Annotated in this window: 22 protein-coding genes; 15 read left to right on the forward strand and 7 right to left on the reverse strand. The window is 61.5% G+C overall.

From position 1 onward, the window contains the following. The first annotated feature begins 43 nt into the window (after positions 1–43). Together GQ57_RS31065 and GQ57_RS31070 are read left to right on the forward strand one after the other, a co-directional pair. Positions 44–1,333, forward strand: a complete 1,290-nt coding sequence (locus GQ57_RS31065; RefSeq protein WP_034199857.1) for a dihydroorotase — start codon at positions 44–46, stop codon at positions 1,331–1,333. 19 nt (positions 1,334–1,352) lie between these two features. Beyond that, entirely contained in the window at positions 1,353–2,210 is an 858-nt protein-coding gene (locus GQ57_RS31070; RefSeq protein WP_034199858.1) for a lysophospholipid acyltransferase family protein, read from the forward strand. Between the two features lie 34 nt (positions 2,211–2,244). Here the strand turns inward: GQ57_RS31070 and GQ57_RS31075 are convergent, their stop codons facing one another. Continuing rightward, positions 2,245–3,084, reverse strand: coding sequence for a symmetrical bis(5'-nucleosyl)-tetraphosphatase (locus GQ57_RS31075; protein ID WP_031402769.1), 840 nt, complete (start codon positions 3,082–3,084; stop codon positions 2,245–2,247). Between the two features lie 335 nt (positions 3,085–3,419). Between GQ57_RS31075 and rfbB the strand changes: the two genes are divergently transcribed. The 13 genes from rfbB (at position 3,420) to GQ57_RS31140 (ending at position 17,918) form a co-directional block, all read left to right on the forward strand. After that, positions 3,420–4,481, forward strand: a complete 1,062-nt coding sequence (rfbB, locus tag GQ57_RS31080) for a dTDP-glucose 4,6-dehydratase (protein ID WP_034199859.1) — start codon at positions 3,420–3,422, stop codon at positions 4,479–4,481. Positions 4,482–4,492: 11 nt separating this feature from the next. Beyond that, entirely contained in the window at positions 4,493–5,386 is an 894-nt protein-coding gene (gene rfbA, locus GQ57_RS31085) for a glucose-1-phosphate thymidylyltransferase RfbA (RefSeq protein ID WP_031402767.1), read from the forward strand. Next, a complete protein-coding gene (rfbC, locus tag GQ57_RS31090; protein ID WP_031402766.1) occupies positions 5,371–5,916 on the forward strand; it encodes a dTDP-4-dehydrorhamnose 3,5-epimerase in 546 nt (181 codons plus the stop codon). Before rfbA ends, rfbC begins: the two co-directional genes overlap by 16 nt. Positions 5,917–6,008: 92 nt before the next feature. Next, a complete protein-coding gene (gene rfbD, locus GQ57_RS31095; RefSeq protein ID WP_031402765.1) occupies positions 6,009–6,920 on the forward strand; it encodes a dTDP-4-dehydrorhamnose reductase in 912 nt (303 codons plus the stop codon). A gap of 446 nt (positions 6,921–7,366) precedes the next feature. Further along, positions 7,367–8,215, forward strand: a complete 849-nt coding sequence (locus GQ57_RS31100; protein ID WP_031402764.1) for a glycosyltransferase — start codon at positions 7,367–7,369, stop codon at positions 8,213–8,215. Next, positions 8,212–9,177 carry an NAD-dependent epimerase/dehydratase family protein gene (locus GQ57_RS31105; protein ID WP_034199873.1) on the forward strand — a complete coding sequence of 322 codons (966 nt, stop codon included), beginning with the start codon at positions 8,212–8,214 and terminating at the stop codon, positions 9,175–9,177. Before GQ57_RS31100 ends, GQ57_RS31105 begins: the two co-directional genes overlap by 4 nt. Before the next feature lie 2 nt (positions 9,178–9,179). Then, positions 9,180–10,175: an MraY family glycosyltransferase gene (locus GQ57_RS31110; protein ID WP_034199860.1), complete on the forward strand. Its 996-nt coding sequence runs from the start codon at positions 9,180–9,182 to the stop codon at positions 10,173–10,175. Between the two features lie 121 nt (positions 10,176–10,296). Next, positions 10,297–11,088, forward strand: a complete 792-nt coding sequence (locus tag GQ57_RS31115) for an ABC transporter permease (RefSeq protein ID WP_031402761.1) — start codon at positions 10,297–10,299, stop codon at positions 11,086–11,088. Between the two features lie 14 nt (positions 11,089–11,102). Further along, complete coding sequence (locus tag GQ57_RS31120) at positions 11,103–11,846, forward strand: ABC transporter ATP-binding protein (protein WP_031402760.1); 744 nt, start codon at positions 11,103–11,105, stop codon at positions 11,844–11,846. Positions 11,847–11,894: 48 nt separating this feature from the next. Continuing rightward, a complete protein-coding gene (locus GQ57_RS31125) occupies positions 11,895–13,748 on the forward strand; it encodes a DUF4422 domain-containing protein (RefSeq protein ID WP_034199861.1) in 1,854 nt (617 codons plus the stop codon). 160 nt (positions 13,749–13,908) lie between these two features. Beyond that, entirely contained in the window at positions 13,909–15,090 is a 1,182-nt protein-coding gene (gene glf, locus GQ57_RS31130; RefSeq protein WP_174923248.1) for a UDP-galactopyranose mutase, read from the forward strand. Continuing rightward, a complete protein-coding gene (locus GQ57_RS31135) occupies positions 15,087–15,944 on the forward strand; it encodes a glycosyltransferase (RefSeq protein ID WP_031402757.1) in 858 nt (285 codons plus the stop codon). The genes glf and GQ57_RS31135 overlap by 4 nt, the downstream gene beginning before the upstream one ends. Before the next feature lie 102 nt (positions 15,945–16,046). Next, positions 16,047–17,918, forward strand: coding sequence for a polysaccharide biosynthesis protein (locus GQ57_RS31140; protein ID WP_031402756.1), 1,872 nt, complete (start codon positions 16,047–16,049; stop codon positions 17,916–17,918). Positions 17,919–17,955: 37 nt separating this feature from the next. Here the strand turns inward: GQ57_RS31140 and GQ57_RS42350 are convergent, their stop codons facing one another. From GQ57_RS42350 to GQ57_RS31165, 6 genes are all read right to left on the reverse strand, one after another. After that, positions 17,956–19,176 carry a polysialyltransferase family glycosyltransferase gene (locus GQ57_RS42350; protein WP_152601935.1) on the reverse strand — a complete coding sequence of 407 codons (1,221 nt, stop codon included), beginning with the start codon at positions 19,174–19,176 and terminating at the stop codon, positions 17,956–17,958. Between the two features lie 128 nt (positions 19,177–19,304). Further along, complete coding sequence (locus GQ57_RS38360; protein WP_031402755.1) at positions 19,305–20,834, reverse strand: glycosyltransferase family 2 protein; 1,530 nt, start codon at positions 20,832–20,834, stop codon at positions 19,305–19,307. 14 nt (positions 20,835–20,848) lie between these two features. Then, the gene (locus tag GQ57_RS31150) at positions 20,849–21,982 is read right to left on the reverse strand and encodes a glycosyltransferase family 2 protein (RefSeq protein WP_034199862.1); all 1,134 of its coding nucleotides are present in this window, start codon (positions 21,980–21,982) and stop codon (positions 20,849–20,851) included. A gap of 248 nt (positions 21,983–22,230) precedes the next feature. After that, the gene (locus tag GQ57_RS31155; RefSeq protein WP_031402753.1) at positions 22,231–23,346 is read right to left on the reverse strand and encodes an MraY family glycosyltransferase; all 1,116 of its coding nucleotides are present in this window, start codon (positions 23,344–23,346) and stop codon (positions 22,231–22,233) included. A gap of 27 nt (positions 23,347–23,373) precedes the next feature. Further along, positions 23,374–24,396, reverse strand: a complete 1,023-nt coding sequence (gene galE, locus GQ57_RS31160) for a UDP-glucose 4-epimerase GalE (RefSeq protein ID WP_031402752.1) — start codon at positions 24,394–24,396, stop codon at positions 23,374–23,376. 15 nt (positions 24,397–24,411) lie between these two features. Next, a complete protein-coding gene (locus GQ57_RS31165) occupies positions 24,412–25,548 on the reverse strand; it encodes a glycosyltransferase family 4 protein (protein ID WP_031402751.1) in 1,137 nt (378 codons plus the stop codon). Positions 25,549–25,552: the final 4 nt, after the last annotated feature.

Genomic DNA, 25,552 nt, shown 5'->3' on the forward strand with positions numbered 1-25,552 from the left:
CGCGCCTCCTTATTCACGCAATCAACGCATTCACAGACAGCGCATGAAGATTCATATCAAAGGCGGCACGCTGATCGACCCGGTCGCCGGCACCGAGCGGCAGGCCGACGTATTCGTCGCGGCCGGCAAGATCGCCGCGATTGCCGACGCCGGCACGGCCGCGCCGGCCGATTTCGACGCCGAGAAGACCCTCGATGCAGCGGGCCTGATCGTCGCGCCCGGCCTGGTCGACCTGTGCGCGCGGCTGCGCGAGCCCGGCTACGAACACAAGGCGACGCTCGCGTCCGAGATGGCTGCGGCCGTCGCGGGCGGCGTCACGACCCTCGTGTGCCCGCCGGACACCGATCCCGTGCTCGACGAGCCGGGCCTCGTCGAGATGCTCAAGTTCCGCGCGGGCAACCTGCATCAGGCGAACGTGCATCCGCTCGGCGCGCTGACGGTCGGCCTCAAGGGCGAAGTGATCACCGAGATGGTCGCGCTGACCGAGTCGGGCTGCGTCGGCTTCACGCACGCCAACGTGCCGGTGCGCGACACGCAGGTGCTGCTGCGCGCGTTGCAGTACGCGAGCACCTATGGCTACACCACGTGGCTGCGCCCGCAGGATGCATTCATCGGCCGCGGCGGCGTTGCCGCGAGCGGTGCGCTTGCGTCGCGACTCGGGCTGTCCGGCGTGCCGGTCGCGGCCGAGACGATCGCGCTGCACACGATCTTCGAACTGATGCGCGTGACGGGCGCGCGCGTGCACCTCGCGCGGCTGTCGTCGGCGGCCGGCCTCGCGCTCGTGCGCGCGGCGAAGGCCGAAGGGCTGCCCGTGACCTGCGACGTCGGCGTGAACCACCTGCACCTGATCGACGTCGACATCGGGTACTTCGATTCGCAGTTCCGGCTCGATCCGCCGCTGCGCAGCGAGCGCGATCGCGAAGCGATCCGCGTGGCGCTCGCCGACGGCACGATCGATGCGATCTGCTCCGACCATACGCCGGTCGACGACGACGAGAAGCTGCTGCCGTTCGGCGAAGCGACGCCGGGCGCGACCGGGCTCGAACTGCTGCTGTCGCTGACGCTCAAATGGGCGGAGGAGACGCGCACGCCGCTCGCGCAGGCGCTGCGCCGCATCACGTCCGCGCCCGCCGATGTGCTGCAGTTGCCGGCCGGCCGCCTGAGCGAAGGCGGCGCGGCCGATCTGTGCGTGTTCGATCCGCGCGCCCACTGGCGCGTCGAGCCGGGTGCGTTGAAGAGCCAGGGCCACAACTCGCCGTTCCTCGGCTACGAACTGCCCGCCTCCGTGCGCGCGACGCTCGTTGCCGGGCGGATCGCGTTCGAGCGCCACTGAACCACGCCGGACCCTCGCCATGATCGCCCTTCGCAAGCTGCGTCTCGTCTTTCACCTGTTGCGCGGCATGGTGATCGTCGCGCTGCGTTTTTCGCACGTCACGCCCGCGCGGCGTAACGAGATGACGCGCCGCTGGTCGCTCAAGCTGTTGCGAATCTGCGGGATGCGCCTCGTCGTCCATAACGACGGCGCGCGGCTCGACGCGAGTGCGCTCGTGGTCGGCAATCACGTGTCCTGGCTCGACATCTATACGGTCTACGCGTGGCGGCCGACGCCGTTCGTGTCGAAGGCCGAGGTGCGGCAATGGCCGGTCGTCGGCTGGCTCGCCGAAAAACTCGACACCGTGTTCCTGCAGCGCGAGAAGCGCACCGAGGCGATGCGGGTCATGCACGAGATGGCCGAGCGCCTGCGCAACGGCGGGCTGATGTGCGTGTTTCCGGAAGGCACGACGACCGACGGGCAGGAACTGCTGCCGTTCCATGCGAACCTGTTCCAGTCCGCGGTATCGGCCGGCTGCGCGGTGCAGCCGATCTGCCTGATGTACGAGGACGCGCAGGGGCGGCAGTCGGTCGCGCCGGCCTACACCGGCGAACTGGCGCTGGGCAAGTCGCTCGACATGGTGTTGCGCGGTGGCCCGATCGTCGCGCATCTCTACGTGTGCGAACCGATCGCGCCGGGCGGCGACCGGCGGGCGACGTCCGCGGCGGCGCGCGACGCGATCGCGGCCGCGCTCGCCACGCTGCAGGCAGGCGTCGGCAAGCCGTCGGCCGAGTCGCTCGCGGAACTGGCGAAGCATGCATATCCGGCGACCGAACTCGGCGCCGGCGAGGGCCGCGACGCGGCAGCCGACGCACCGGTGACGGGGCGCGAGGGCTGACACGCCGCTTGCGGTCACGCGAAACGGCGCGTCGTCACTCGCCGCCCGGCGAGCGGCATGCTTCGCATTGCACCTGCGTGACCGTGCGCTGCGCCGGATCGGCCGTCAGCCGCACGGCCGACAGCCGGTTGCCCCACACACATCCCGAATCGAGCGCGACGACGTTGTCGCGCAGCATCAGGCCGAGTGCGGCCCAGTGCCCGAATACGACCGTGACGTCTTCCGTGCGTCGCCCCGGTACGTCGAACCACGGCAGGTAGCCCGGCGGCGCGCTGTCGGGGCCGCCATTCGCCTTGAATTCCATCGTGCCGTCGGGCGTGCAGAAGCGCAGCCGCGTGAATGCGTTGAACGCAACGCGCATCCGGTCGCGTTTCTTCAGGTCCGGGCTCCACTGGTACGGCTCGTTGCCGTACAGTTTCTGCAGCGTGTCGCGCCAGTCGGGCGCGCGCAGCGCGCGCTGGAGTTCGTCCGCGAGTTCGAGCACGAGCGTGGCGTCCCATTGCGGCAGCACGCCTGCATGCACGAGCAGCATCCCGTGCTCCGCGTGCACGAACGGCCGGTGGCGGACCCAGTCGAGCAGTGCGTCGGCGTCCGGTGCGTCGAGGATCTCGCCGATGGTGTCGCCCGGGCGTTCGGTGCGCAGTCCGGCGGAAACCGCGAGCAGGTGGAGGTCGTGATTGCCGAGCACGACGGTCGCGCGCGGGCCGAGGTCGACGAGCGCGCGCAGCGCGGCGAGCGAGTCGGGGCCGCGGTTGACGACGTCGCCGGCGATCCACAGCGGCGTGTCGGCGGGGGCTGAAAGCGTGTCGATCAGTGACTGGAAAGCGGAGTGACAGCCCTGGATGTCGCCGATGGCGATGGGGGATGGGAGCATGAGGGTCGGATCGTGACGGGTCTGGGTGAACGGACAACAGGATAAATGCATGTGCGGTGGAGTGGCCGTTTCACATTGCGCGGCCTGTCTGGCATACGATTAGCCGAGGCTCACCGGCCCGGGGCGCGGTATCGGGGTGTCGGCAGGATGGGGCTGGCGTCGGCCGGATTCCTGTAATCGGTACGCTCGCTCCGAAATTAGCATTTCGAGCCTTTGCCGGCCATGGCGACCGGTTAAAATTCCGGGCCTGACAGGCCGAGACCTGGCCACCGTGATATGGCAAGAAGTGCGGCGGGTGCCTGCGAGGCACGCCGCACGTTACGAGAGGACGCCTCATGATCCTGGTTACCGGCGGCGCGGGTTTTATCGGTGCCAATTTTGTACTCGACTGGCTGCGCGGGTCCGACGAGGCCGTGCTCAACGTCGACAAGCTGACCTACGCGGGCAACCTGCGCACGCTGGCGCCGCTGGACGGGAACCCGGACCATGTGTTCGCGCGTGTCGATATCTGCGATCGCGCAGCGCTCGATGCGCTGTTTGCCGAACACAAGCCGCGTGCGGTGATCCACTTCGCGGCCGAAAGCCATGTCGACCGATCGATCCACGGGCCGGCCGATTTCGTGCAGACCAACGTCGTGGGCACGTTTACGCTGCTCGAGGCGGCCCGCACCCACTGGAACGGCCTGAGCGACGCCGACAGGGCGGCGTTCCGCTTCCTGCACGTGTCGACCGACGAAGTGTTCGGATCGCTGTCGGCGACTGACCCGCAGTTCTCGGAGGCGACGCCTTACGCGCCGAACAGCCCTTATTCGGCGACGAAGGCCGGCTCGGATCATCTGGTGCGCGCGTATCACCATACTTACGGCCTGCCGACGCTCACGACGAACTGCTCGAACAACTACGGTCCGTACCAGTTCCCGGAGAAACTGATTCCGCTGATGATCGCGAATGCGCTCGCAGGCAAGCCGCTGCCGGTCTACGGCGATGGCCAGAACGTGCGCGACTGGCTGTACGTCGGCGACCATTGCAGCGCGATCCGCGAAGTGCTCGCGCGCGGCGCGCCGGGCGAGACATTCAACATCGGCGGCTGGAACGAGAAGAAGAACCTCGACGTCGTGCATACGCTGTGCGATCTGCTCGACACCGCGCGGCCGAAGGCGACGGGTTCGTATCGGGATCTGATCGCGTACGTGACCGACCGCCCGGGCCACGACCGCCGCTACGCGATCGATGCGCGCAAGCTCGAGCGCGAACTCGGCTGGAAGCCCGCCGAGACGTTCGAGACAGGGCTTGCGAAGACCGTGCGCTGGTATCTCGACAATCAGGCATGGGTGGACGAGGTTGCATCCGGCGAATATCGCAAGTGGGTCGAAACGAATTACGCGCAACGCACGTGAGGGTCTGATCGATGACACGCAAAGGCATCATTCTCGCCGGCGGCTCGGGCACGCGGCTGTATCCGATTACGCATGTCGTATCGAAGCAGCTCCTGCCGGTGTACGACAAACCGATGATTTACTACCCGCTGTCGACGCTGATGGTGGCCGGCATCCGGGACGTCCTGATCATCTCGACGCCGCACGATACGCCACGCTTCGAAGCGATGCTGGGTGACGGCAGTCAATGGGGGATGAATATCCGGTTCGCGGTGCAGCCGTCCCCGGACGGGCTCGCGCAGGCCTTCATCATCGGCAAGGCGTTCGTCGGCAACGATCCGTCGGCCCTGATCCTCGGCGACAACATTTTCTACGGACACGATCTCGCGAAACAGCTCGAACGGGCCGACGGGAAAGCGACGGGCGCCACGGTGTTCGCCTACCACGTTCAGGATCCCGAGCGTTATGGCGTCGTCGAGTTCGACCGCGACTTCCGCGCGCTGTCGATCGAGGAGAAGCCGGCCAGGCCGCGCTCGAACTATGCGGTGACCGGGCTGTACTTTTACGACAATCGCGTATGCGATATCGCGGCCGACATCAAGCCGTCACCGCGCGGCGAACTCGAGATCACCGACGTGAATTCGCGCTATCTCGCCGATGGTGCACTCGACGTCGAGATCATGGGGCGCGGATACGCATGGCTCGACACGGGTACGCACGACTCGCTGATCGATGCGGCGATGTTCATCGCGACATTGCAGAAGCGCCAGGGCCTCGTCGTGGCATGCCCGGAAGAGATCGCCTATCGCAAGAAGTGGATCGACGCCGAGCAACTGGGCAAGCTTGCCGCACCGCTGTCGAAAAACAGCTACGGGCGATATCTCCAACACATTCTTTCCGATCAGGTCGCATGGCAATCCAGGTAACGGCATTGCCGGAAGTCAAGATCATCGAGCCGAAAGTGTTCGGCGACGCGCGCGGCTATTTCTACGAGAGCTTCAATGCGCAGGCGTTCGCCGAACAGGTCGAGCCGGGCGTCGAGTTCGTGCAGGACAATCACTCGCGCTCGGCGCGCGGCGTGTTGCGCGGGCTGCACTATCAGATCCAGCATGCGCAGGGGAAGCTGGTGCGGGTGGTCGAAGGCGAGGTGTTCGATGTCGCGGTCGACGTGCGCCGCAGCTCGACAAACTTCGGCAAATGGGTCGGCGTGACGCTGTCTGCCGACAATCATCGGCAGCTCTGGGTGCCGCCCGGTTTCGCGCACGGCTTCCTCGTGCTGTCGGAGGCGGCGCAGTTCCTCTACAAGACGACCGACTACTGGTTTCCCGAGCACGAGCGCAGCATCGTCTGGAACGATCCGGATATCGGCATCGTATGGCCGTTCGACGGCGAGCCGGTGCTCGCCGCGAAAGACGCGGCGGGCCGGCGGCTTGCCGATGCGGAGGTCTATGCGTAAGCAGGCCGGGGGCCGTTGCCGCGCCGGCAGCCGGCTCGACCGTCGAACCGGGCCGCGTGCAGGCGACGGGGCATCAACCAATCCTGAATGCCATGAATGATTCGTTTCACGAAACACAGCCGATTCTCGTGACCGGTGCAAATGGGCAGGTCGGCTTCGAGCTGACGCGATCGCTGCAAGGCCTGGCGCCGGTTGTCGCGCTGGACCGGCGGCGGCTGGATCTTGCCGATCCCGATCGGATCCGCGCCATCGTGCGAGATCTCGGTCCGGCCGTCATCGTCAATGCGGCGGCCTATACGGCGGTCGATCGTGCAGAAAGCGACGAAACGGCGGCGCAACGGATCAACGGAGACGCGCCTGGCGTACTGGCCGAGGAGGCCGTGCGCGCCGGTGCGCTGCTGGTTCACTATTCGACCGATTATGTATTCGACGGAAGCGGCGACCGGCCGTTTCGCGAGGACGACGCGACCGGGCCGCTGAATGTCTATGGCCGCACGAAGCTCGCGGGCGAGCAGGCAATCGCGGCTGTCGGAGGCGATCACCTGATATTTCGCACGAGTTGGGTATACGGCACTACGGGGAAGAATTTTCTCGGGACGATGCTCAGGCTGGGGCGCGAGCGCGATGAATTGAGCGTTGTCGCGGACCAGGTCGGCGCGCCGACCTGGAGCGGTACGATTGCCGCGCTGACCGGCCATGTCCTGGCCCGGTATTGCGCCGACCGCGGCGGCAGGCGCGATTGGTGGCGCAAGCATGCCGGCGTCTACCACCTGACGAATGGCGGCGAAACATCGTGGCATGGCTTTGCCGAGGCCATTTTCGCCCGCGCAGGGATGGAGCGCGTCGTCGTGCACCCGATCACGAGCGATCAATACCCGACACCGGCGGCGCGGCCTCACAATTCACGGCTGTCGGGCGACAAGTTGTCCAGTGTATTCGGGTTGCGTGCGCCTTCCTGGGAGGACGCGCTCGCGCGCTGCTTGAGCGATCCCGGATTCGCGTAACCGGCGGCCGACGGACGAGCGCGCCGCGTTGCGTGCAGGTGTGCGGGACGTGGCGGCAGACCGGTGCATTGCCGGTATCGGTTGAAACGGGGCACTATCATGCGGATAACATAGTATGTTCACCTGCAACAATCTGTAACAGGTTTGCTCATCTATAATGCCGGGTTGCCGAGTCGGGCCCGGCCCGATTGCCCAGGTGATGACGGCATAATCGTTATTGCACGCGGGTGCGTCCGGGTTTTCCCGGCGAGCATGTCCGGAAGGGGCTGGCCGTCTTGTCCGGCCCGGTTGGCAGCGGTGCGGGCAACTTTTACAAATTGATAATATTTCGCGACCCACCTTCAGTACCATCCTGCAGTTGCTGTGACCTGGCGAGGTCATCCCGAGCGGATTCGCATGACAGGTGGTGGCAGTAAGGTGCAAACAGCGAAACCACAATCTGCTCAATGACTCGATCTTCGTCGCCCAGCTATCTGCTATCGATTTCCGTTGTCGCGTATCGACCGGAACCGGTGCTGCTCGAGCGTACGCTGTCGACCCTGCTCGAGGCGCTGCACGCGTTGCGCAAGGCGCCGCAACCGGTGAATTGCGAACGGCTGGCGCGGTTCTATCTCGTTGATAACGGCGACACCGATGTTCCGCAGGCGTGGCGCGACCGGCTGGAGCAGGCCGGCGTCGACTTCGAAGTGCTGCGTGGTCACGGCAACGTCGGCTACGGCCGCGGCCACAATCTCGCCATCGAGCGCAGCGACAGCGTTTTTCATCTCGTCCTGAACCCGGACGTGCTGTGTCAGCCTGATACGCTGGCGGCCGCGAGCGAATTGATGGCTGCGTATCCGGAGATCGGCCTGGTCGTTCCCGAGGTTCGCGATCAGGACGGGTCGATCCAGTACCTGTGCCGCCGCTATCCGAAAGTCCTGGATCTGCTGTTGCGCGGATTTGCGCCGCAGTCGATCCGCCGCCTGTTCAAAGGGCGTCTGGAGCGCTACGAAATGCGCGAAGAGTGCGCGACGGCGCAAGACGTCTGGGGACCCGCCATCGTGAGCGGTTGCTTCATGTTTTATCGAAGCAGCGTCCTGCGGAAACTGGCCGGCTTCGACCCGCGTTATTTTCTCTACTTCGAGGATTACGACCTCAGCCTCCGTACGGCCGAGGTGGCGCGGATCGTCTATTCTCCGCGTGTCCGGATCGTGCACTTCGGCGGCGGGGCAGCCAGGAAAGGCTGGCTGCATATCCGGCTGTTCGTTGCGTCGGCGATCCGGTTCTACAACCGTTTTGGCTGGCGGTGGATCTGATGCGCATCCTTGTTTCCGGTGCGAACGGGTTTGTCGGGCGCGCGGTATGCGCCGCGGCGGTGGCGCGCGGTCACGATGTGACCGCACTCGTCCGCCGCGCGGGCCTCGGCATTCCCGGTGTGCGTGAATGGGTGTCGCCCGAGCCCGATTTCATCTCGGTCGGCGATGCATGGGCCGCGGGCGAGATCGACGCCGTCGTGCATACGGCGGCGCGTGTACATCAGTTCGGGCGCCACGAGGCACAACGCCTCGATGAGTATCGCCGCACCAACGTCGAGGGGACGTTGCGGCTGGCCGAGGCGGCCTATCGGCACGGCTGCCGCCGGTTCGTAAGCATGAGCAGCGTGAAGGCGCTGGCCGAGCAGGACCCCGGCCGGCCTTTGCGCGAGAGCGACATCCCCCGGCCGCTCGATGCGTACGGCATCTCGAAGCGCGAGACCGAGGAGGCGCTGGCGACGCTCGCCGCGCGCTATGGGCGGCAGGGCGTGTCCGTGCGCTGTCCGCTCGTCTACGGTCCGGGCGTCGCCGGCAACTTCGAACGTCTCATGTCAGCCGTCGCACGCCGTATGCCGCTACCGCTGGGGCGGGCGTCCGCACCGCGTAGCCTCGTATTCGTCGGCAACCTCGCCGATGCGTTGCTGGCGCTGGCGGAGCACGCGGGCGCGTGCCAGTCCGTCTATCACGTCGCGGATCGCGAAACGCTGACCGTGCGCGAACTGATCGAGGCGCTGGGGCGCCATCTCGGGCGGCCTGCGCGGCTGCTCGACATTCCCGTGGGGCTGCTGCAAATAGCGGCGCGCGTGACCGGGCGGACCGAGACGGTGCGCCGGCTTGTCGATCCGCTGCGGCTGGATACCGGTGCGATCCGGCAGGATCTCGGCTGGGAGCCGCCGTTCAGTTGTGAAGAGGGCCTGGCACAAACCGCCAGGGCGATTCGTGAATCTCGCGAGGAGGGTCGCTGAACATGCGGGATCTTCCTTCAATCGTCGTGGCCGTGGTACTGGCTGCGCTCGTGTGCATGGCGGTGCTGGCCGGGCTGCTGAAGACCCGGCTTGCATGGCGGCTCGCGATCGACACGCCCAACTGGCGGTCACTTCACACGATACCGGTGCCGCGCGTGGGCGGCTGGGGGGTCGTGCCCGCGGCTGTCGCGGTGTCGCTGGTGGTCGGCGCCGGTTCGCGGATCGGCTATGCGCTGGCCGGCATGGTTGTGTTGGCGGTACTCTCGTTCATCGACGATCGGCGCGGACTGCGGGCCGGTATCCGGTTTGCCGTCCACTTCATCGTTGCCGGGCTGTTCGTCTGGTCGCTCAAGACCGGCGATGGCCTGTGGGTGGCGATCGCGCTGGGCGTGGCGACCGTCTGGATGACCAATCTGTACAACTTCATGGACGGTCTCGACGGCCTGGCGGGCGGCATGGCGTTGTTCGGGTTTGCCGCATACGCATGGGCGGCCGCCGGCCACGCATCGGAACTGGCCGTGGTCGCGGCCGCGCTTGCCGGTGGCGCACTGGGGTTCCTCGTATTCAATTTTCATCCGGCGAAGATCTTTCTCGGCGATGTCGGTTCGATTCCGTTGGGCTTCATGGCCGGCGCGCTCGGCTTGTACGGCTGGCGCAACGACGTCTGGCCGCTGTGGTATCCGGCGATGGTCTTTTCGCCGTTCATTGCGGATGCGTCGCTGACGCTTGCCAAGCGTGCGATCCGGAAGGAAAAGATCTGGGAGGCGCACCGTGAGCATTACTATCAGCGCCTTGTCCGCATGGGCATGGGACATCGTCCGATTGCCGCGGTCTGGTACGGACTGATGGCGGCGGCGGCGCTGCTGGGCAACGGGATGCTGCGATTGCCGGCGTTCGCTCAGTACGCGATCGTGGTGGTGTGGTATCTCGGGTTGCTCGTCGCTTGCTTCAGGCTGGATGCGGCATGGAAGCGCTTCGAGCGCCAGGAACCTGCCTGAGGTGAAAGCGGCTTGCCGTTTCGACGACACCCTGCGTCGAGCGGCCGATGAAAGCGTGCGGTCGCGTCGGCAGGCTGCGACGCGGATGCAAGGGTAAATCAAGGCTGGACAACGGATACGTATGACTCAAATCGATTACCGAAGGAACGAGCTGTTCGACACGGTCAAGGCGCCGCAACTGTGGGGGCTGCTCGCGTGGTACGACATCAAGCAGCGCTACCGCCGTTCGGTGCTGGGCCCGTTCTGGATGACGCTGAGCACCGGGATCATGATCGCGACGCTGGGTGCAGTCTGGTCGCTGATTTTCAACATGCAGATCCATGAGTATCTGCCGTTTTACGCGGCAGGGCAGGTGATATGGTCGTTTTACGCCGCACAAATCAATGAGGCCTGTACAGGGTTCATCCAGTTCGAGGGGTTGATGAAGCAGACGCGTCTGCCTTTGCCGTCCTTCATCCTGCGGCTCGTGATCCGGAACCTGATCATCTTTGCGCACAACTTCCTGGTGGTTGCGGTCGTCATCACGTTCGTTGGACCGGGCTGGTCACCGACGGCACTCATGGCCATTCCCGGATTGCTGGTCGCATCGGTTGCAATCTTCTTCATTTCCCTTTGCGTTGCAATTCCCTGCACGCGTTTTCGCGATCTGCAACCCGTCGTGCAGAATTTGACCATGATCGGTTTCTACGTGACGCCAATTCTGTGGCAGCCGAAAACGCTCGGCGTGAAGTTTGCGTGGCTTGTCGAACTGAATCCGGCGACGCATCTGCTGAACATCGTGCGCGGGCCGCTGCTCGGTCAGATGCCGTCGTTCGCATCGTGGTTGTGGGTTGCCTGCATCATCGTGGTGACAGCAGTCATCGCGTCCCTCCTGCTGTCACGGTACCGCCACCGTGTCGCATATTGGCTTTGATCATGAGTGGAAGAATGGATTCCGTACATATTCGCGCCGAGAAGATCACTGTCGAATTCCCGATCTTCAATGCGTCGCATCGATCGTTGAAAAAGACGATGTTGCGGGCGACGACGGGCGGTCGGGTGGCGCACGACGCTGGCAAGCACGTTGTCGTGCGCGCAGTCAGTGAGGCATCGTTTCAATTCAATCCGGGGGATCGTGTCGCACTGGTTGGACATAACGGGGCGGGCAAGACAACGTTGCTTCGCGTGCTGTCCGGTGTGTATGCGCCGATAGCGGGGAAGCTCGATGTGCAGGGGCGTATCGGTTCGTTGCTCGACATGTCTCTGGGCATGGATCCGGAGGCGACGGGCTATGAAAATATCTTTCTCCGCGGCGTGGTGATGGGCCTCCGACCAAGGGAAATCGAGGAGAAAATCGACGAGATCGCCGAGTTCAGCGAATTGGGCGACTATCTGAATATGCCGACGCGGACATACTCGAGCGGGATGGCATTGAGACTTGCGTTCGCGGTATCCACGGCCGTTCATCCAGACATTCTCTTGATGGACGAATGGCTGTCGGTCGGCGACGAGTCGTTCAACAAGAAGGCATCGAATCGTCTGAACTCGCTGGTCGAGCGCTCGTCGATCCTCGTGATGGCATCCCATTCGCCCGATCTTGTGCGGAAAGTCTGCAACCGCAAAATCATTCTCGAAAAGGGGACTTTGACGGAGGTGCCCGTGGATCAGCCGAACGCGCCGGCTCATCCATAAGCTGAATCCAGGTGCCCGTAAGCGTTCCAATTTTCGTATGTAATCGATATGTCTGATACCACAAGCCCCGTGCATATTTATGTATGCCACCACAAGCCCGGCCCGAGCTTTACTGACGGCTGCTTCCTGCCGATCCAGGTCGGAGCAGAGCAGGCGTCAGTTGATCTCGGCACGCTGCGCGACGATACCGGCGATCACATCTCCGCGAAGAACAAGACATTTTGCGAACTCACGGCTCTTTACTGGGCCTGGAAGAACGACACCGATGCAAAGTGGATCGGGCTGATGCATTATCGCCGCCTGCTCGATTTCACCGGCGCGCACCATACGACTGACGCGCACGGTTGCGTGAACTACGACGTACTCGACGATGCGACGATCCACGCGCTCGGACTCACGGAAGAAGCCGTTACCGCAGTCGTCGAATCGAAACCCGGCCTGCTTGCCGTGTTGCCCGAGAAATGGAGCGTACGCAATGCCGGCAGCCGGAGCCTGCACAGCCATTATGTGAGCGCGGATCATCACTTCGGGAAGGATCTCGATGTGCTGCGCGACGTGATCGGGGCGTTGTATCCGTCCGATGTCAAACAATACGATGAAGTGATGCGGGGGCACGATGGCTATTTCACGAACATCTTCGTGTTGCGTCGTGACGTGTTCGACGAGTATTGCACATGGCTCTTCGCAATCCTGTTCGAAGTGGAGCGCCGGCTCGATCTGACCAATTACTCCGTCGCGGCCCGACGCGTGTTCGGCTATATGTCCGAACGACTCTTCAACGTATTCGCACATCGCAAGTTCGCTTCGGCCGAAACCTATGTCGAACTCGAGCGCGTATTCGTGAAGGATCAGAAACCGCCATATCGCGCGCCGAACTTGCTCGAAGGCGAAGTCGTCAGCATCGTCACGGCATCGGACGGGAACTTCGTTCCGCACCTGGCGGCTTTCATGGCATCGGTTCAGGACAATCTGGCGGTCGGCAAGCAACTCGACCTGATCGTGCTCGACGGCGGCATTCCGGCGGAGCAGCGCGGATTGCTTCAGCGGCAGTTCCGGGATAGTGGGCCGGGGCGCCTGACTTTCGTGGCATGTGTCGAGTTGTTCTCCGACATTCCGGTTCACGCGCATTTTTCCGCTGCGACATTCTATCGGCTCAGCCTCGGTGAGCTGCTGGCGAATCACGATCGCGTTGTCTACGTCGACGCCGATACCATCGTCCTCGATGACTTGTCGACGCTGTACGACATGGACATGGAGGGCAACGCTGCGGCGGCGGTGCCCGACGTCATTATGCGAAGCTTCGCTGCGACGGGCGTGCCGGCCATGAAGGAAGCGGGCGGTGCGCGCGCCGGCGATTATTTGCGCAATTGGCTCGGGATGGGCGATCACGGAGATGACTATTTCCAGGCCGGCTTGATCGTCATCGACCTGCAACGCTTCCGTGAAATGAATATCCGTGACAAGGCATATCAGGATCTTATTTCGAAGCGTTACTGGTTTCTCGATCAGGATGTGCTGAATCGCCATCTGGTCGGGCAGGTGAAGTTCCTCGACCTTGGCTGGAACGTCGTCAATGTGTCGATGGACGTGATCTCCGGCTTGACAAGCAATCTGGCGACCAAGGTGCGGGAGGTTTTTTCCGCACCGAAAATGGTCCACTACGCAGGATTCGAGGCGAAACCGTGGAATAACGCGGCTGCGCCGCTTGCTCATTTTTACTGGTACTACCTGCGCAAGACATTCTGGTACGAGGCTGTCATCGAGCGTCGCCCGCTTTCCGCGCCGACGCTGGATGCCGGGTTGCGCCGTGGGCCGATGTACCGCGGCGCGCGCGCGCTCTGGCGACGCCTGCCGAATCGGCTTCAGCGTCAACTTTTCTGGGTGCGCGACTTGATGATGTGAGCCGCGTGCGATCCCATATCGTGAAAGATAGATGCCTAGTCCATGGTTCGAGGGGTCATCTTTCGTTACATTGTTCTCAGTCTCGGTTGGCGAGTTGGACGGACAATGCAGGCGAATTCACCGGGCGTCATCGCGGGTCATGACATATGAATTGTTGTGAATGCATAATTCATTGAATAGAGGGTTCGAAGTGCAAAAAGTTGGAATTGTAGGTGCCGGTTTTACTGGAGCAGTTATCGCGTACAAACTGGCACGTGCCGGTTATCAGGTCGATGTATTCGATAGCCGCTCGCATCTCGCTGGCAATTGCCACTCCGATCGCGATCCGGAAACCGGCGTGATGGTTCACACTTACGGACCGCATATTTTTCATACGAGCCAGGAGCACGTGTGGAAATTCGTCAACGAATTTGATGAGTTCATGCCGTTTGTCAATCGCGTCAAGGCGGTTGTGAAGGGGCGTGTGTTCACGTTGCCGATCAATCTTCTGACGATCAATCAGTTTTTCGGCAAGGCCATGTCGCCGAACGAGGCGAAGGCGTTCCTTGAATCTATCGGCGACAAATCGATCGTCGATCCGAAGAATTTCGAGGAGCAGGCACTGCGCTTTGTCGGTCGTGACCTCTACGAGGCATTTTTCCTCGGCTACACGACCAAGCAGTGGGGCATGCATCCGACCGAATTGCAAGCCAGCATCCTGAAACGTCTGCCGGTGCGTTTCAATTATGACGATAATTACTACAACAGCAAATATCAGGGTATGCCGAAGAATGGCTATACCTATATTGTCGAAAAGCTCGTCGACCATCCGAACATCAAGGTTCACCTGAACCAGCGGTTCGACCGCAAGGAAGCGGGTGGTTACGATCACGTCTTTTATAGCGGTCCGGTTGACGGCTGGTTCGGTTTCCAGGACGGACGTCTCGGGTATCGAACGCTGGACTTCGAAGCATCACGTCACGACGGCGACTATCAGGGCAATGCGGTGATCAACTATTGCGATGTCGATGTGCCGTGGACGCGCATTTCCGAACACAAGCATTTCGCCCCTTGGGAGACCCACGAGCGGACGCTGATCTTCAAGGAGCACAGCCGCTATTGCGGCGCGGACGACGTCCCGTACTATCCGATTCGTCTTGCAAAGGAAAAGACGATGCTGGCCCATTACGTGGGGCTGGCCAGGAACGAGCGTAACGTGAGCTTCGTCGGCCGTCTTGGTACGTATCGCTATCTCGATATGCACGTGACGATCCAGGAAGCCCTGGACGCTGCCGACGGGTTCCTCGCTGCGCGTGCGGCCGGTTCGAGCGTGCCGCAGTTCTTCGTTGATCCGTTGCAATGAGAATTGCCGCTGTTGTCGTCACCCACAATCGGCCTGCGCTATTGATTGATGCGATCGATGCGCTGCGCGGGCAGACGCGGATGATTGACGCGCTGATTGTGGTGGATAATGCCAGCGGCGAAGAAACGGTCGACGTGCTGAAGCAGGCTCAGGGGATCCACGTGCTCAGGCTCGACGAGAACCTTGGCGGCGCAGGCGGTTTCGCGGCCGGCGTGCACCGCGCGCTGGAGTTGGGCGCGGACTGGATTCTGTTGCTCGACGACGATGCGATCGCAACACCATCGTTGGTCGAGCAACTGCTCGGACCGTTGGGACAGCTTGCTCACGAAAAGGTGGGCGCGATCTGTTCGACGGTTCTTGAGTTCGGCCGGGTTGCGCTGATGCATCGGCGCCGGTTTGACCCAGCCACGCTGAAGGAGCCCGTCGTTGATGAAGCCGAGTATCGTGAATCGCCAGTACGCATTGACTGCGGATCGTTCGTCGGTTTTCTCGTCAGCGCAGCGGCAGTGAGGGCTGTCGGTTTGCCGAACGCATCGTTCTTTCTTGCCTATGACGATACCGAGTATTCGCTGCGTCTTGGCCGGGCAGGTTGGTCGATCTGGCTTGCACCCGGGGCGGTAATCGATCATCGGCGGCCTGCCGGCGGCCGGTTGCGCAGCGGGCCGTATGGTGTGAAGCATTATTACAACCTGCGCAACCAGCTCGCGGTGTTTCGCCATTACGGCACGGCCCCGAAATGGCGCCTGGTCAAGCCGCTCGCGATGCACGGATTTGTCGCGGTAAAGGACGGGCGCATCAGTTCGCTGCGCCGCTGGTTGAAAGCGTGGCGCGACAGCTGGAAGGTCAGAATTTGAAAGTGCTGCATATTGCGGCTTGGCAGCGTCGTCTCGATTTCGAGTCGAGCAGTGCCTGTGGATCCGGATGGCCTCTGAAATGGCTCAAGTGACGAGATGTCGATGATTCGAATCAAGGCCTCATGGCTATCGCTGTGCGCGTTTGTCTTCGACCTCAGCGCGGTTGCCGCGGCGTGGCTGGGTGCTTACATGGTGCGCTTCAACGGCAGCGTGCCGCCCGATTTTCTGCAGGGTGCGATCCACGCGCTTGCGTGGGTGTTGCCGTTGCACGCAATCATTTTCAGGCTCGGGGGGCTGTATCGCGGCATGTGGGTGTTCGCGAGCCTGCCGGATCTGGTTCGCATCGCGAAAGCCCTCGGTGCGGCTGTGGTTCTTATCATGGCCGGAGCCGTGTTGCTTCAACCGGCTCCCGTTATTCCGCGCTCGGTTCTGTTTCTGTTCCCGTTGTTTCTGTTTCTGATGATGGGCGGCGCACGTGCGGCTTACCGCACGGCGAAGGAGTTCTACCAGTACGGCGGCCTCGTCGCGCAGGGAAAGCCGGTTTTGTTGCTCGGCGCAGGAAATGCCGGAGCAAGTCTCGCACGTGAACTGAAGCGGTCGCCGGAGTGGCGACTGGTCGGGTTGCTGGATGACGACCCCGTCAAGAGCGGGCGTGAAATCTACGGTTACAAGGTCCTTGGAACGGTCGCGGACATGTCGGCAATCGCCATGGCGATGAAGGTCGAGAATGTGATCATCGCAATGCCGTCAGCGTCGATCGAAACGCATCGTCGCATTGCCACCCTGTGTGTCCGGGCGGGCGTGAAGGCCATGGTGTTGCCCGCTCTCACCCCTGTCACGCAGGGGCAGGGGTTTCTTTCGCGTGTGCGCCACATCGATCTCGAGGACTTGCTGGGGCGGGATCCCATCCGGATCGACACGCCACATGTCGAAGCGCTGTTGCGGGATCGTGTTGTGATGGTCACGGGGGCCGGCGGTTCGATTGGATCGGAGTTGTGCCGGCAAATTGTTCGTTTCGCGCCAGCGCAGCTTGTCGCATTCGATCTGTCTGAATATGCGATGTATCGCTTGACGGAGGAACTGCGCGAGCACTGGCCAGGGCTACCTGTCATATCGATCGTCGGTGATGTGAAAGATTCGCTTCTGCTGGATCAAGTATTCTCGCGCTATACGCCTCACATCGTGTTTCACGCCGCGGCATACAAGCATGTGCCTCTGATGGAAGAGCACAATGCATGGCAGGCCGTGCGCAACAATGTGCTCGGCACGTACCGGGTGGCGCGCACGGCAATACGCTATGGGGTCAAGCATTTTGTGCTGATTTCGACAGACAAGGCGGTCAACCCGACCAACGTAATGGGCGCGAGCAAGCGACTTGCCGAAATGGTTTGCCAGTCGCTTCAGCAGACGAGCGAGCGCACGCAGTTCGAGACTGTGCGTTTTGGCAACGTGCTCGGCAGTGCCGGTAGCGTGATCCCGAAATTCCAGCAGCAGATCTCGAAGGGCGGACCCGTTACGGTTACCCACCCGGAGATCACGCGCTTTTTCATGACGATTCCGGAAGCTGCACAGCTCGTGTTGCAGGCTTCCAGCATGGGGCTCGGCGGCGAGATATTCATTCTCGATATGGGCGATCCGGTTCGTATTGTCGACCTTGCGCGAGATCTGATTCGTTTATATGGCTTCACCGAAGATCAGATTCGTATCGAGTTCACGGGATTGCGCCCCGGCGAGAAGCTTTATGAAGAGCTGCTCGCGTGCGATGAAACGACGACGCGTACGCCGCACCCGAAACTTCGGATCGCGGCAGCTCGCGAGGTGCGTGAAGGGCTACCTGACGAGCTGTTGCCCTGGCTGATGCAATATCGCGTATTGAGCGACGAGGAAGTACGGCGCGATCTTCGGCAATGGGTGGCGGAGTATCAGCCGGTCAATGTGCCGCCGTTGCAGGCGGTGAGTCGGCCCGCTGCGTAATTGCATTCCATCGTTTTATGGGCAACCCGCCGTATCTTCAAAGGGTCGGCGCCCAACCGATGTTTTGATTGTGAAACGAGTTTGCGATGTGTAGCAACTCATCCGACGATGCATGCAGAAGGCATTCTGCATCGGGTATCGCGGCATCTTGAATCGCTTTCCACCATGCCTGTTTCTCGTCCGGAGGGGCGGCGTGCACGGAGAAGGCGGGAATGCCGAACAACGTGAGAGCGTGCACGGTCAGACTCGAGTAAATCGACACGATTGCCGATATTTTTTCCCGATTATTTACGATGACCGATTCGACCAGAGGTGCATCGGTTTCGATCAGTCGCACACCTGCGCGTGCCAATTCCGATGTCCCGAAAGTATCTCCGAGAGATACCCGGGGATGGGGGTGCAACCAAACGTCAACGCCGGCATTGATCATCGCCTGAGCGATCGGCACGTAGGCCGACAGGGCTGCGAGCGGATCTCCCGTATGATCCGGCGGTGCGCCAGTGGCAAGGATCAGAATGTTTCGCGGATTTTCGAATATCGGGACGCGGTACGATGCATTATTTCGAATGAATATCTCTCGAAATATCGCTCCGGAGACGGGGGGCGTAATTACCGATGAGTTTCTCAGTAGGGACGGAGACAGTGCGTAAAATAAGGTGTCTTGGAGATTTTTAGTTTCCCGCAAAACTTGAAGGTAGCTTGTGATTCCCTCTTCGAAGTAGTGGTGTTTTTTTGCGTGGAAATTCTCTTCTATGAACCCGGTCATTTCGATGAACGGCGAAAATATCGAATCGAATTCTATTTCCGAGAATGGCAGTTTTGAATCATTGTTGTGATTGTAATATTCCGAGTGGGGTATGCATTTGACGTCGATCCAGGAATCGTTCGCCTGATATGCCCATTGAATATTGTCGCTTTCTGATTGGCGATCGATTGGGACGAGGAGGTAGTCGTCATAGCAGGCATCGCCTTGCAGTGCAATCGTCGCGGCAATGGCAGTTGAAAAGAAACCGGTTGAAATAAAAAGCCGCTTGGGGCGGAAGTTTTCGATTGAATTCGTGAGCTTGCCGCCGAGTGTATCAAGGCCGATGGATTGAGCCTTCAATGATTCGGTTACTTGGCCCTGGTATTCGATTAATTGCTGTTTCAGCGAGGCTACTTCATCACGAAGTATCGAGGAATGATGCTGGCGACGCACAAGCGATGCGATTGCACTTTTGAAATATTGCCCGATCCGCGGCTTGTGCGGTTGTTGCATGCTACGCCCTCTTCATTCATGAATTTTTATTCTATTGTAAGGGATCGGGCGGCTAGTGCAAGACACAAAACAATACAAAACGTTACAGGGCGCAAGCTTGCGCCCTGTATCGTCATTGGCCGTCTCGCTTATTTATTAATAGAGCGGACGAAAGTTTCTTTTTCCGAAGAAAGGCCTCGGGCCAGTTTGTAAATGTCCTCATTTTCGAGGAGAAGCAGATTCGAAAAAATATCGCGAGCTGCCTGGGCGCGATATTTGGTTTTCAGATCATTTTCCAGCAGGCTGTCGACCCAGAAGTGGGTGCTGATCTGTATTTGTTTGAAGAGTCTTTCCACGGAAAGAGTACCTAGCGCGGATGCGCGCTCGTGTAGCGCCTTGAATATATCGAAATGGACAAACAGCCTTTCGTCCTTGAATCCGACGGTTTGCCCCGGGCGCTCGAGTCTGTAGTGGTACATATGGCCGCTGGTGGCGACAGTATGTGGACGGCAAAACAGTACCTCGGCATTGAACAGCAGGTCGTCGAATCGTTTGATGTCCGTGTGAAATCGCACTCCGTGGACATCCAGAAAATTTTTGCGGAAAATCTTGCGCCAGATCGTCGGTGCATGAAGTACGACTTCGTCAGGGTCGACGCGATAACAGTCGAACAGTGCCCGTTTGGCCGAGCCGAAATGCTCCTCGACGTTGTGGCTGGTGCCGCTGGCGCTGTATTCTTCGACGTAGCCACACAGAGATACATCGGCGCCAGTATCGATTGCTGCGCCGACGAGTTTCTCGAACATGCCCGGCGTAATCCAGTCGTCTCCGTCGACAAACCCGATATAGGTGCCACGTGCCTCGTCGAGTCCGCGTTGACGAGCGGCCGCACATCCGCCATTGACTTGGGAAATCAAACGGATATTGGAGTATTTTTCAGCGTAAGCGGCTGCAATTGCAGCTGTATCATCTTTAGACCCGTCGTCAACAACCAGGACCTCGGAAGTGATGCCGCTAATCGCTCCTAGCGAATCGAGGCATTGCGGCAGGTAGGCGGAAATGTTGTATGCAGGGACGATGATGCTGACATCGACGGTTTGCGTTTCATTCCAATGAATGACATTCCAGCGTTCAACGCTATAGAGCCGAAACGAGCGTACCAGCGGTTTGAGCAGCTGATAGAGTTGCCTGGCCGGAAGCCGGTGCTCTTCGAAGCCACCGATTAGTGTGTCGATCCTGGCGGAGCGGGACAGTTTTTCGACGGTTTCGAGACTGAAGAAGGCCCAGTCGATGTATGCGGCAATTGTGTCGCATTGCCATGCGGCGACCACGTTCGCAAAATCGTCCAGTCGGTCCAGGCAGACGATCCTGGCGTTGGATTCCTGTGCTATGAGCGCTTTGAGTTCATTGCGCTTTTCTTCGACCGGGTGGTAGACGATCGCGCGACGCCCCAGGTCCGATGCCACAAACTGGAACGCACGCAGCGCGCTGTCGTTTGATATGTGAAACAGCGTGTCTGCACGGCTTGCATAAAGCAAACCTTCCGCGTGATTTGATGCGGCAATCGATGCGCTGGCATGTTGGATTTCATCCATGTTCACATCAGAGGCCAGCCAGCCGGTACGCTCGGTGTCGGCAATCCCGCTGGGGAGAAAATCTGAAATGGCAAGTCTTGTCATGGTGAATTCCTCTACTACTTGAAGCGGCGCATCAGGCTCGCCACCGCGATTTTTGCGCGCCGGCGCATGGCTAATTGAGCATGTTCCCTTCTGCCGGTGTCGAGGTAAAAGCGGAACGATGTCCGTGCATCGGTTTCTTTCGAAAGATAGAGGGAAAGTTCCCGTGCTTTCTTGTTGCAGATCAGCCAGAGTTTGTACGACCGATCATCATTCCGGGAGTTTGCGTCAAGTACTTCGTTGAGCCATGCGCTCGGGAAGAGCTTGAACGCATCGGACAATTCGCTTACGAAGCGTTCTCGCACCGGATGTGCAACGCTTGTGATGCACCAGAAGGCGAAGTCAATCAGGTGTGAGACAATTTTTGCACCAGCGGCGCTCGGAAGGCTGGTAATATCGGAGTCCGATGCAACTGCCTTTATGATGCGAACGAAATCGAGGCGCTTCTCGTCGTTTCGGCTGGTAATTTGCCCTGGACGATTGATGCGATAGAAATAGGCGGGCGCAGAGGTCAGCAGGATTTTCGATGCAATCGCTATGGCACGGAAGTGATTCGGAACATCCTCGTAAATCAGTCCCATCGGGAAGGGGCCGATACGGTTGCGCAGGAAGTCGGACCGGTAGACGCGATTGCATGAAGACGCTTCGAAATGAGCGAGTTGAGGACAATCCTGGATATTCGTGAGAACGAAAGGGTCGCCACCCAGTGCCGAATCGAAAGCGGCTTTGTCGTTAAACGGTGCAAATTCGCCCGATCGCTGGTTGTACACCAACGATCGTAGCCATGCAAAATCGCCGCCGTGGCGATCGAGCAGGCGTACGGCGTTCGCGAAGGCACGCGCGTCGACCCAGTCGTCGCTGTCAATCAGGCTGATATAGCGGCCACGCGCGAGCTGAATACCGGTGTTGCGGGCGGCACTGAGTCCACCGGCTCGATACGCGTCGTAATTCTGGGTGGAGTCGATGACGAGCTGGAGACTCGGATGGCGCGCACAAACGTCGCTCACCTTCTCCATTGTGCGGTCCGTCGATCGATCGTCAATCACGATCAATTCGTAGCTGATGCCAACGTCGCGAATCAGGCTGGTCAGGCATTCCTCTATAAAGGACTCAACGTTGTAGGCTGGAATAATGTAAGACAGATCAATCACGGATTCATTTCTCCGGCTACGCCGCCTTTGGCGTAATGAAGGTAAGCTTGGCACCAACGGCAGAGGCGCAAGCGAAACCGGCTCTCGCTACGAGCAATGGAACACGCGCTGTGTAGTAGGACTGAGCGAACCTGCGCAACGCAGCGAGTAACAGAGGGGGCTGAGAGGGGCGTATTTGCACTCTAGTCCCCGGATTATACAGGAGTGTTGTACATCGTCAGAATGCAGGCCGGTGGCCTGGATGCTGGTCAGCGTGTCGACGAATGGTGCCGCGCCTTCCTCACCACCATCCACCTCGGCGCCCTGAACCGCACGATGCTGAGATACAGCCACACATAGGTCAGCGCGAACAGCACGACGAACACGAACAGATGCACCGTGTGCCGCCAGAACAGCGTCGCGGGTATCACCGCGACGAGGCACAGCAGCCACAGGTACGGCGACGTCAGCGAATTGCGGCGCGTCAGGTCGTGCGCGTGCTTCGTGCCGACGGCCCAGCGCATCAGCCGCTTGTACACGAGCATGTGCAGGTGCACGCCGTCCGGAATGCCGGGCGACATGCCGCGGATGAATTTCTTCCGGTAGATCGAGAAGCACGTCTCGAAGATCGGATACATGAACAGCAGCACCGGGTACCACGCGGACACCTCGCGGTTGCGCATCACGAGCAGGATCGCAAGTTCCGCGAGCATGAAGCCGATGAAATACGCGCCGCCGTCGCCGAGGAAGATCAGCCCGGCCGGGAAGTTCCACAGGAAGAAGCCGAGCACGGCGCCCATCATGATGATCGATGCGGACATGACGACCGGGTCGCCGACCTGGAACGCCACGTAGGCGAGCGACGCGAACATCATGAAGCTGACCATCGACGCGAGGCCGTTGAAGCCGTCGATGATGTTGATCGCGTTCGCGAGCGCCGCGACCGCGAGCACGGTGACGAACGCCGAAATGGCCACGTAGCTGAGCAGGAAATCGAGCGGCGGCACGCTGATGCGCGTGACCGCGATGTGCATCAGCCAGAACGCAAGCGCGGCCGCACCCATCGTGCAGAGCAGCCGCGCGCGCGGCGACACGCGCTTGGTCAGGTCCTCGACGAGGCCGGACAGGAATGCCGGCAGACCGCACGCGGCGATGCCGAGGATGCTGCCGGCGATCGTCGGGTAGCGCCCGAGCAGGATCAGTGCCGACGCGACGACGCCCGCGAGGATCCCGATGCCCCCGACCCGCGGCACGGGCCGCACGTGGAATTTCTGCACGCCGGCCAGATCGCTGTCGACCGAGAATTTCTCGTGAAGGTGCGCATAGCGCACGATGAACAGCGTGACGAGCAGGGAGACGATGAAGCCGGACGCAAAGCTGAGCATGGGATCGCTCTGAAAATGGACAGCGGATTATACAAAACCGCGCGGGTTCCCCTCCTGCCAGCGCCAGTGATCCGCACACATTTCCTCGATGCCGAGCGTCGCGCGCCAGCCGATGATGTCGGCCGCGGCCTGCGGATTCGCATAGCACTCGGCGATGTCGCCCGGGCGGCGCGCGACGAGCTCGTACGGCACCGGGCGGCCCGACGCCTTCTCGAACGCGCGCACGACTTCCAGCACGCTGTAGCCCTGGCCCGTGCCGAGGTTCACGACGAAACTCGCGTCGCGCTTCGCCAGCGCGTCGAGCGCGGCGATGTGCCCCTTCGCGAGATCGACGACGTGGATGTAGTCACGCACGCCCGTGCCGTCCGGCGTCGGGTAGTCGGAGCCGAACACGCGCAGCTTTTCCAGCTTGCCGACCGCGACCTGCGCGACATACGGCATCAGGTTGTTCGGGATCCCGGCCGGATCCTCGCCGATCAGCCCGCTCGCGTGTGCGCCGACCGGGTTGAAGTAGCGCAGCGTCGCGATCCGCCATGACGGATCCGACACCTCGAGATCGCGCAGGATCTGTTCGGCGATCAGCTTCGACTGGCCGTACGGATTCGTCGCGGACAGCGGGAACGATTCGTCGATCGGCGAGCGTTCGGGCACGCCGTACACGGTCGCGGACGAGCTGAACACGAACTGCTTGACGTTGCGCTCGCGCATCACCTTGAGCACGGCGAGCAGGCCGCCGATGTTGTTCTGGTAGTACTCGAGCGGCTTCGCGACCGATTCGCCGACGGCCTTGAGCGCCGCGAAATGAATCGTGCCGGTGATCGGGTGCGCGTCGAACACCTTCGCGAGCGCGGCTTCGTCGCACACGTCGATCGGGTGGAACGCGGGCGCCTTGCCCGTGATCTGCTCGATGCGTCGCAGGGATTCGGCCTTGCTGTTGACGAGGTTGTCGACGATCACGACGTCGTAGCCGTTGTCGAGCAGCTCGACGCTCGTATGCGAGCCGATATAGCCCGCTCCGCCGGTGACGAGGATGGTGCCTTTCGCGGTCATTACTGATGCGCTCCTTCAGAGGGTGATACCGGTTAGCGAATGGATGGTATGCCGGTAGCGTTCGACAACCTGCTGCTCGTCGAATTCCGCCGCGACCTTCTGCCGGCCGCGCGCGCCCATCGCGTCGCGTCCGGCCGTTCCGAGTTCGATCATGCGATTCAGTTGCTCCGCGAGGCTCGCGCTGTCGCGCACGCGGCACAGGAAACCCGTTTCGCCGTCGGCGACGACGTCGCGGCAGCCCGGCACGTCGGTCGCGACGATCGGGCGGCCCATCGCCGACGCTTCCATCAGCGTGCGCGGCACGCCTTCTCGGTACGACGGCAGTACGACGCAGTCGGCTGCCGCGATATGCGGGCGCACGTCGTGCGCCTCGCCGAGATACTCGACGATGCCTTCGCCGACCCACGCGTCGACATCCGCACGGCCGATCGCGCTCGGATTGTCGACGCCGAGCGGCCCGAGCAGCTGGAAACGTGCGAGCGGAAAGCGCTTGCGCACGACGCGCGCGGCCTCCACGTATTCTAGTACGCCCTTGTCCCACAGCAGCCGGCCGATCAGGATGAAGACGGGCGCGTCGCCCGCGGGCAGCGGCACGGGCGCGAACTGTTCGAGATCGACGCCTTCGCCGTGCAGCAGCCGCGCGCGGTCGGGATGCGCGAGCAGGCGCTCCTCGGTGAAGGTCTCGAGATCGTCGCGGTTCAGGAACCACACTTCACGCGGGAAGCGGAACGCGAACCGGTACAGGCGCTTCGCGACGCTCGCCGCGCGGCTTTTCTGGATGAAGACGTAGCCGAGGCCTGTCGTCACCGCGATCGACGGCACGCGGGCGAGCCACGCGGCGACCGAGCCGTAGATGTTCGGCTTGATCGTGTAATGGAACACGAGATCGGGTTCGAGCGCGCGGTAGTGACGCACCAGCGCGGCAAGCGTGCCGAGATCCTCGCGCGGGCTCGTGCCTTTCGATGCGACCGAGAGCGCCACGTAGCGGCAGCCCATCTGCTCCAGCAGGGGGACGGTGCGGTCGTGCGGCGCGATCACGACGACCTCGGCGCCGCGCGCGACGAGCGTGCGGATCAGCCCGTGGCGATACGTGTAGATCGCCCAGGCCGTGTTGCAGACGAGCGCGATGCGCAGCGGGGAGGTGGCGGCCATGAAG

Source organism: Burkholderia sp. MSh2 (genome assembly GCF_000731655.1).
Taxonomy (GTDB): domain Bacteria; phylum Pseudomonadota; class Gammaproteobacteria; order Burkholderiales; family Burkholderiaceae; genus Burkholderia; species Burkholderia paludis.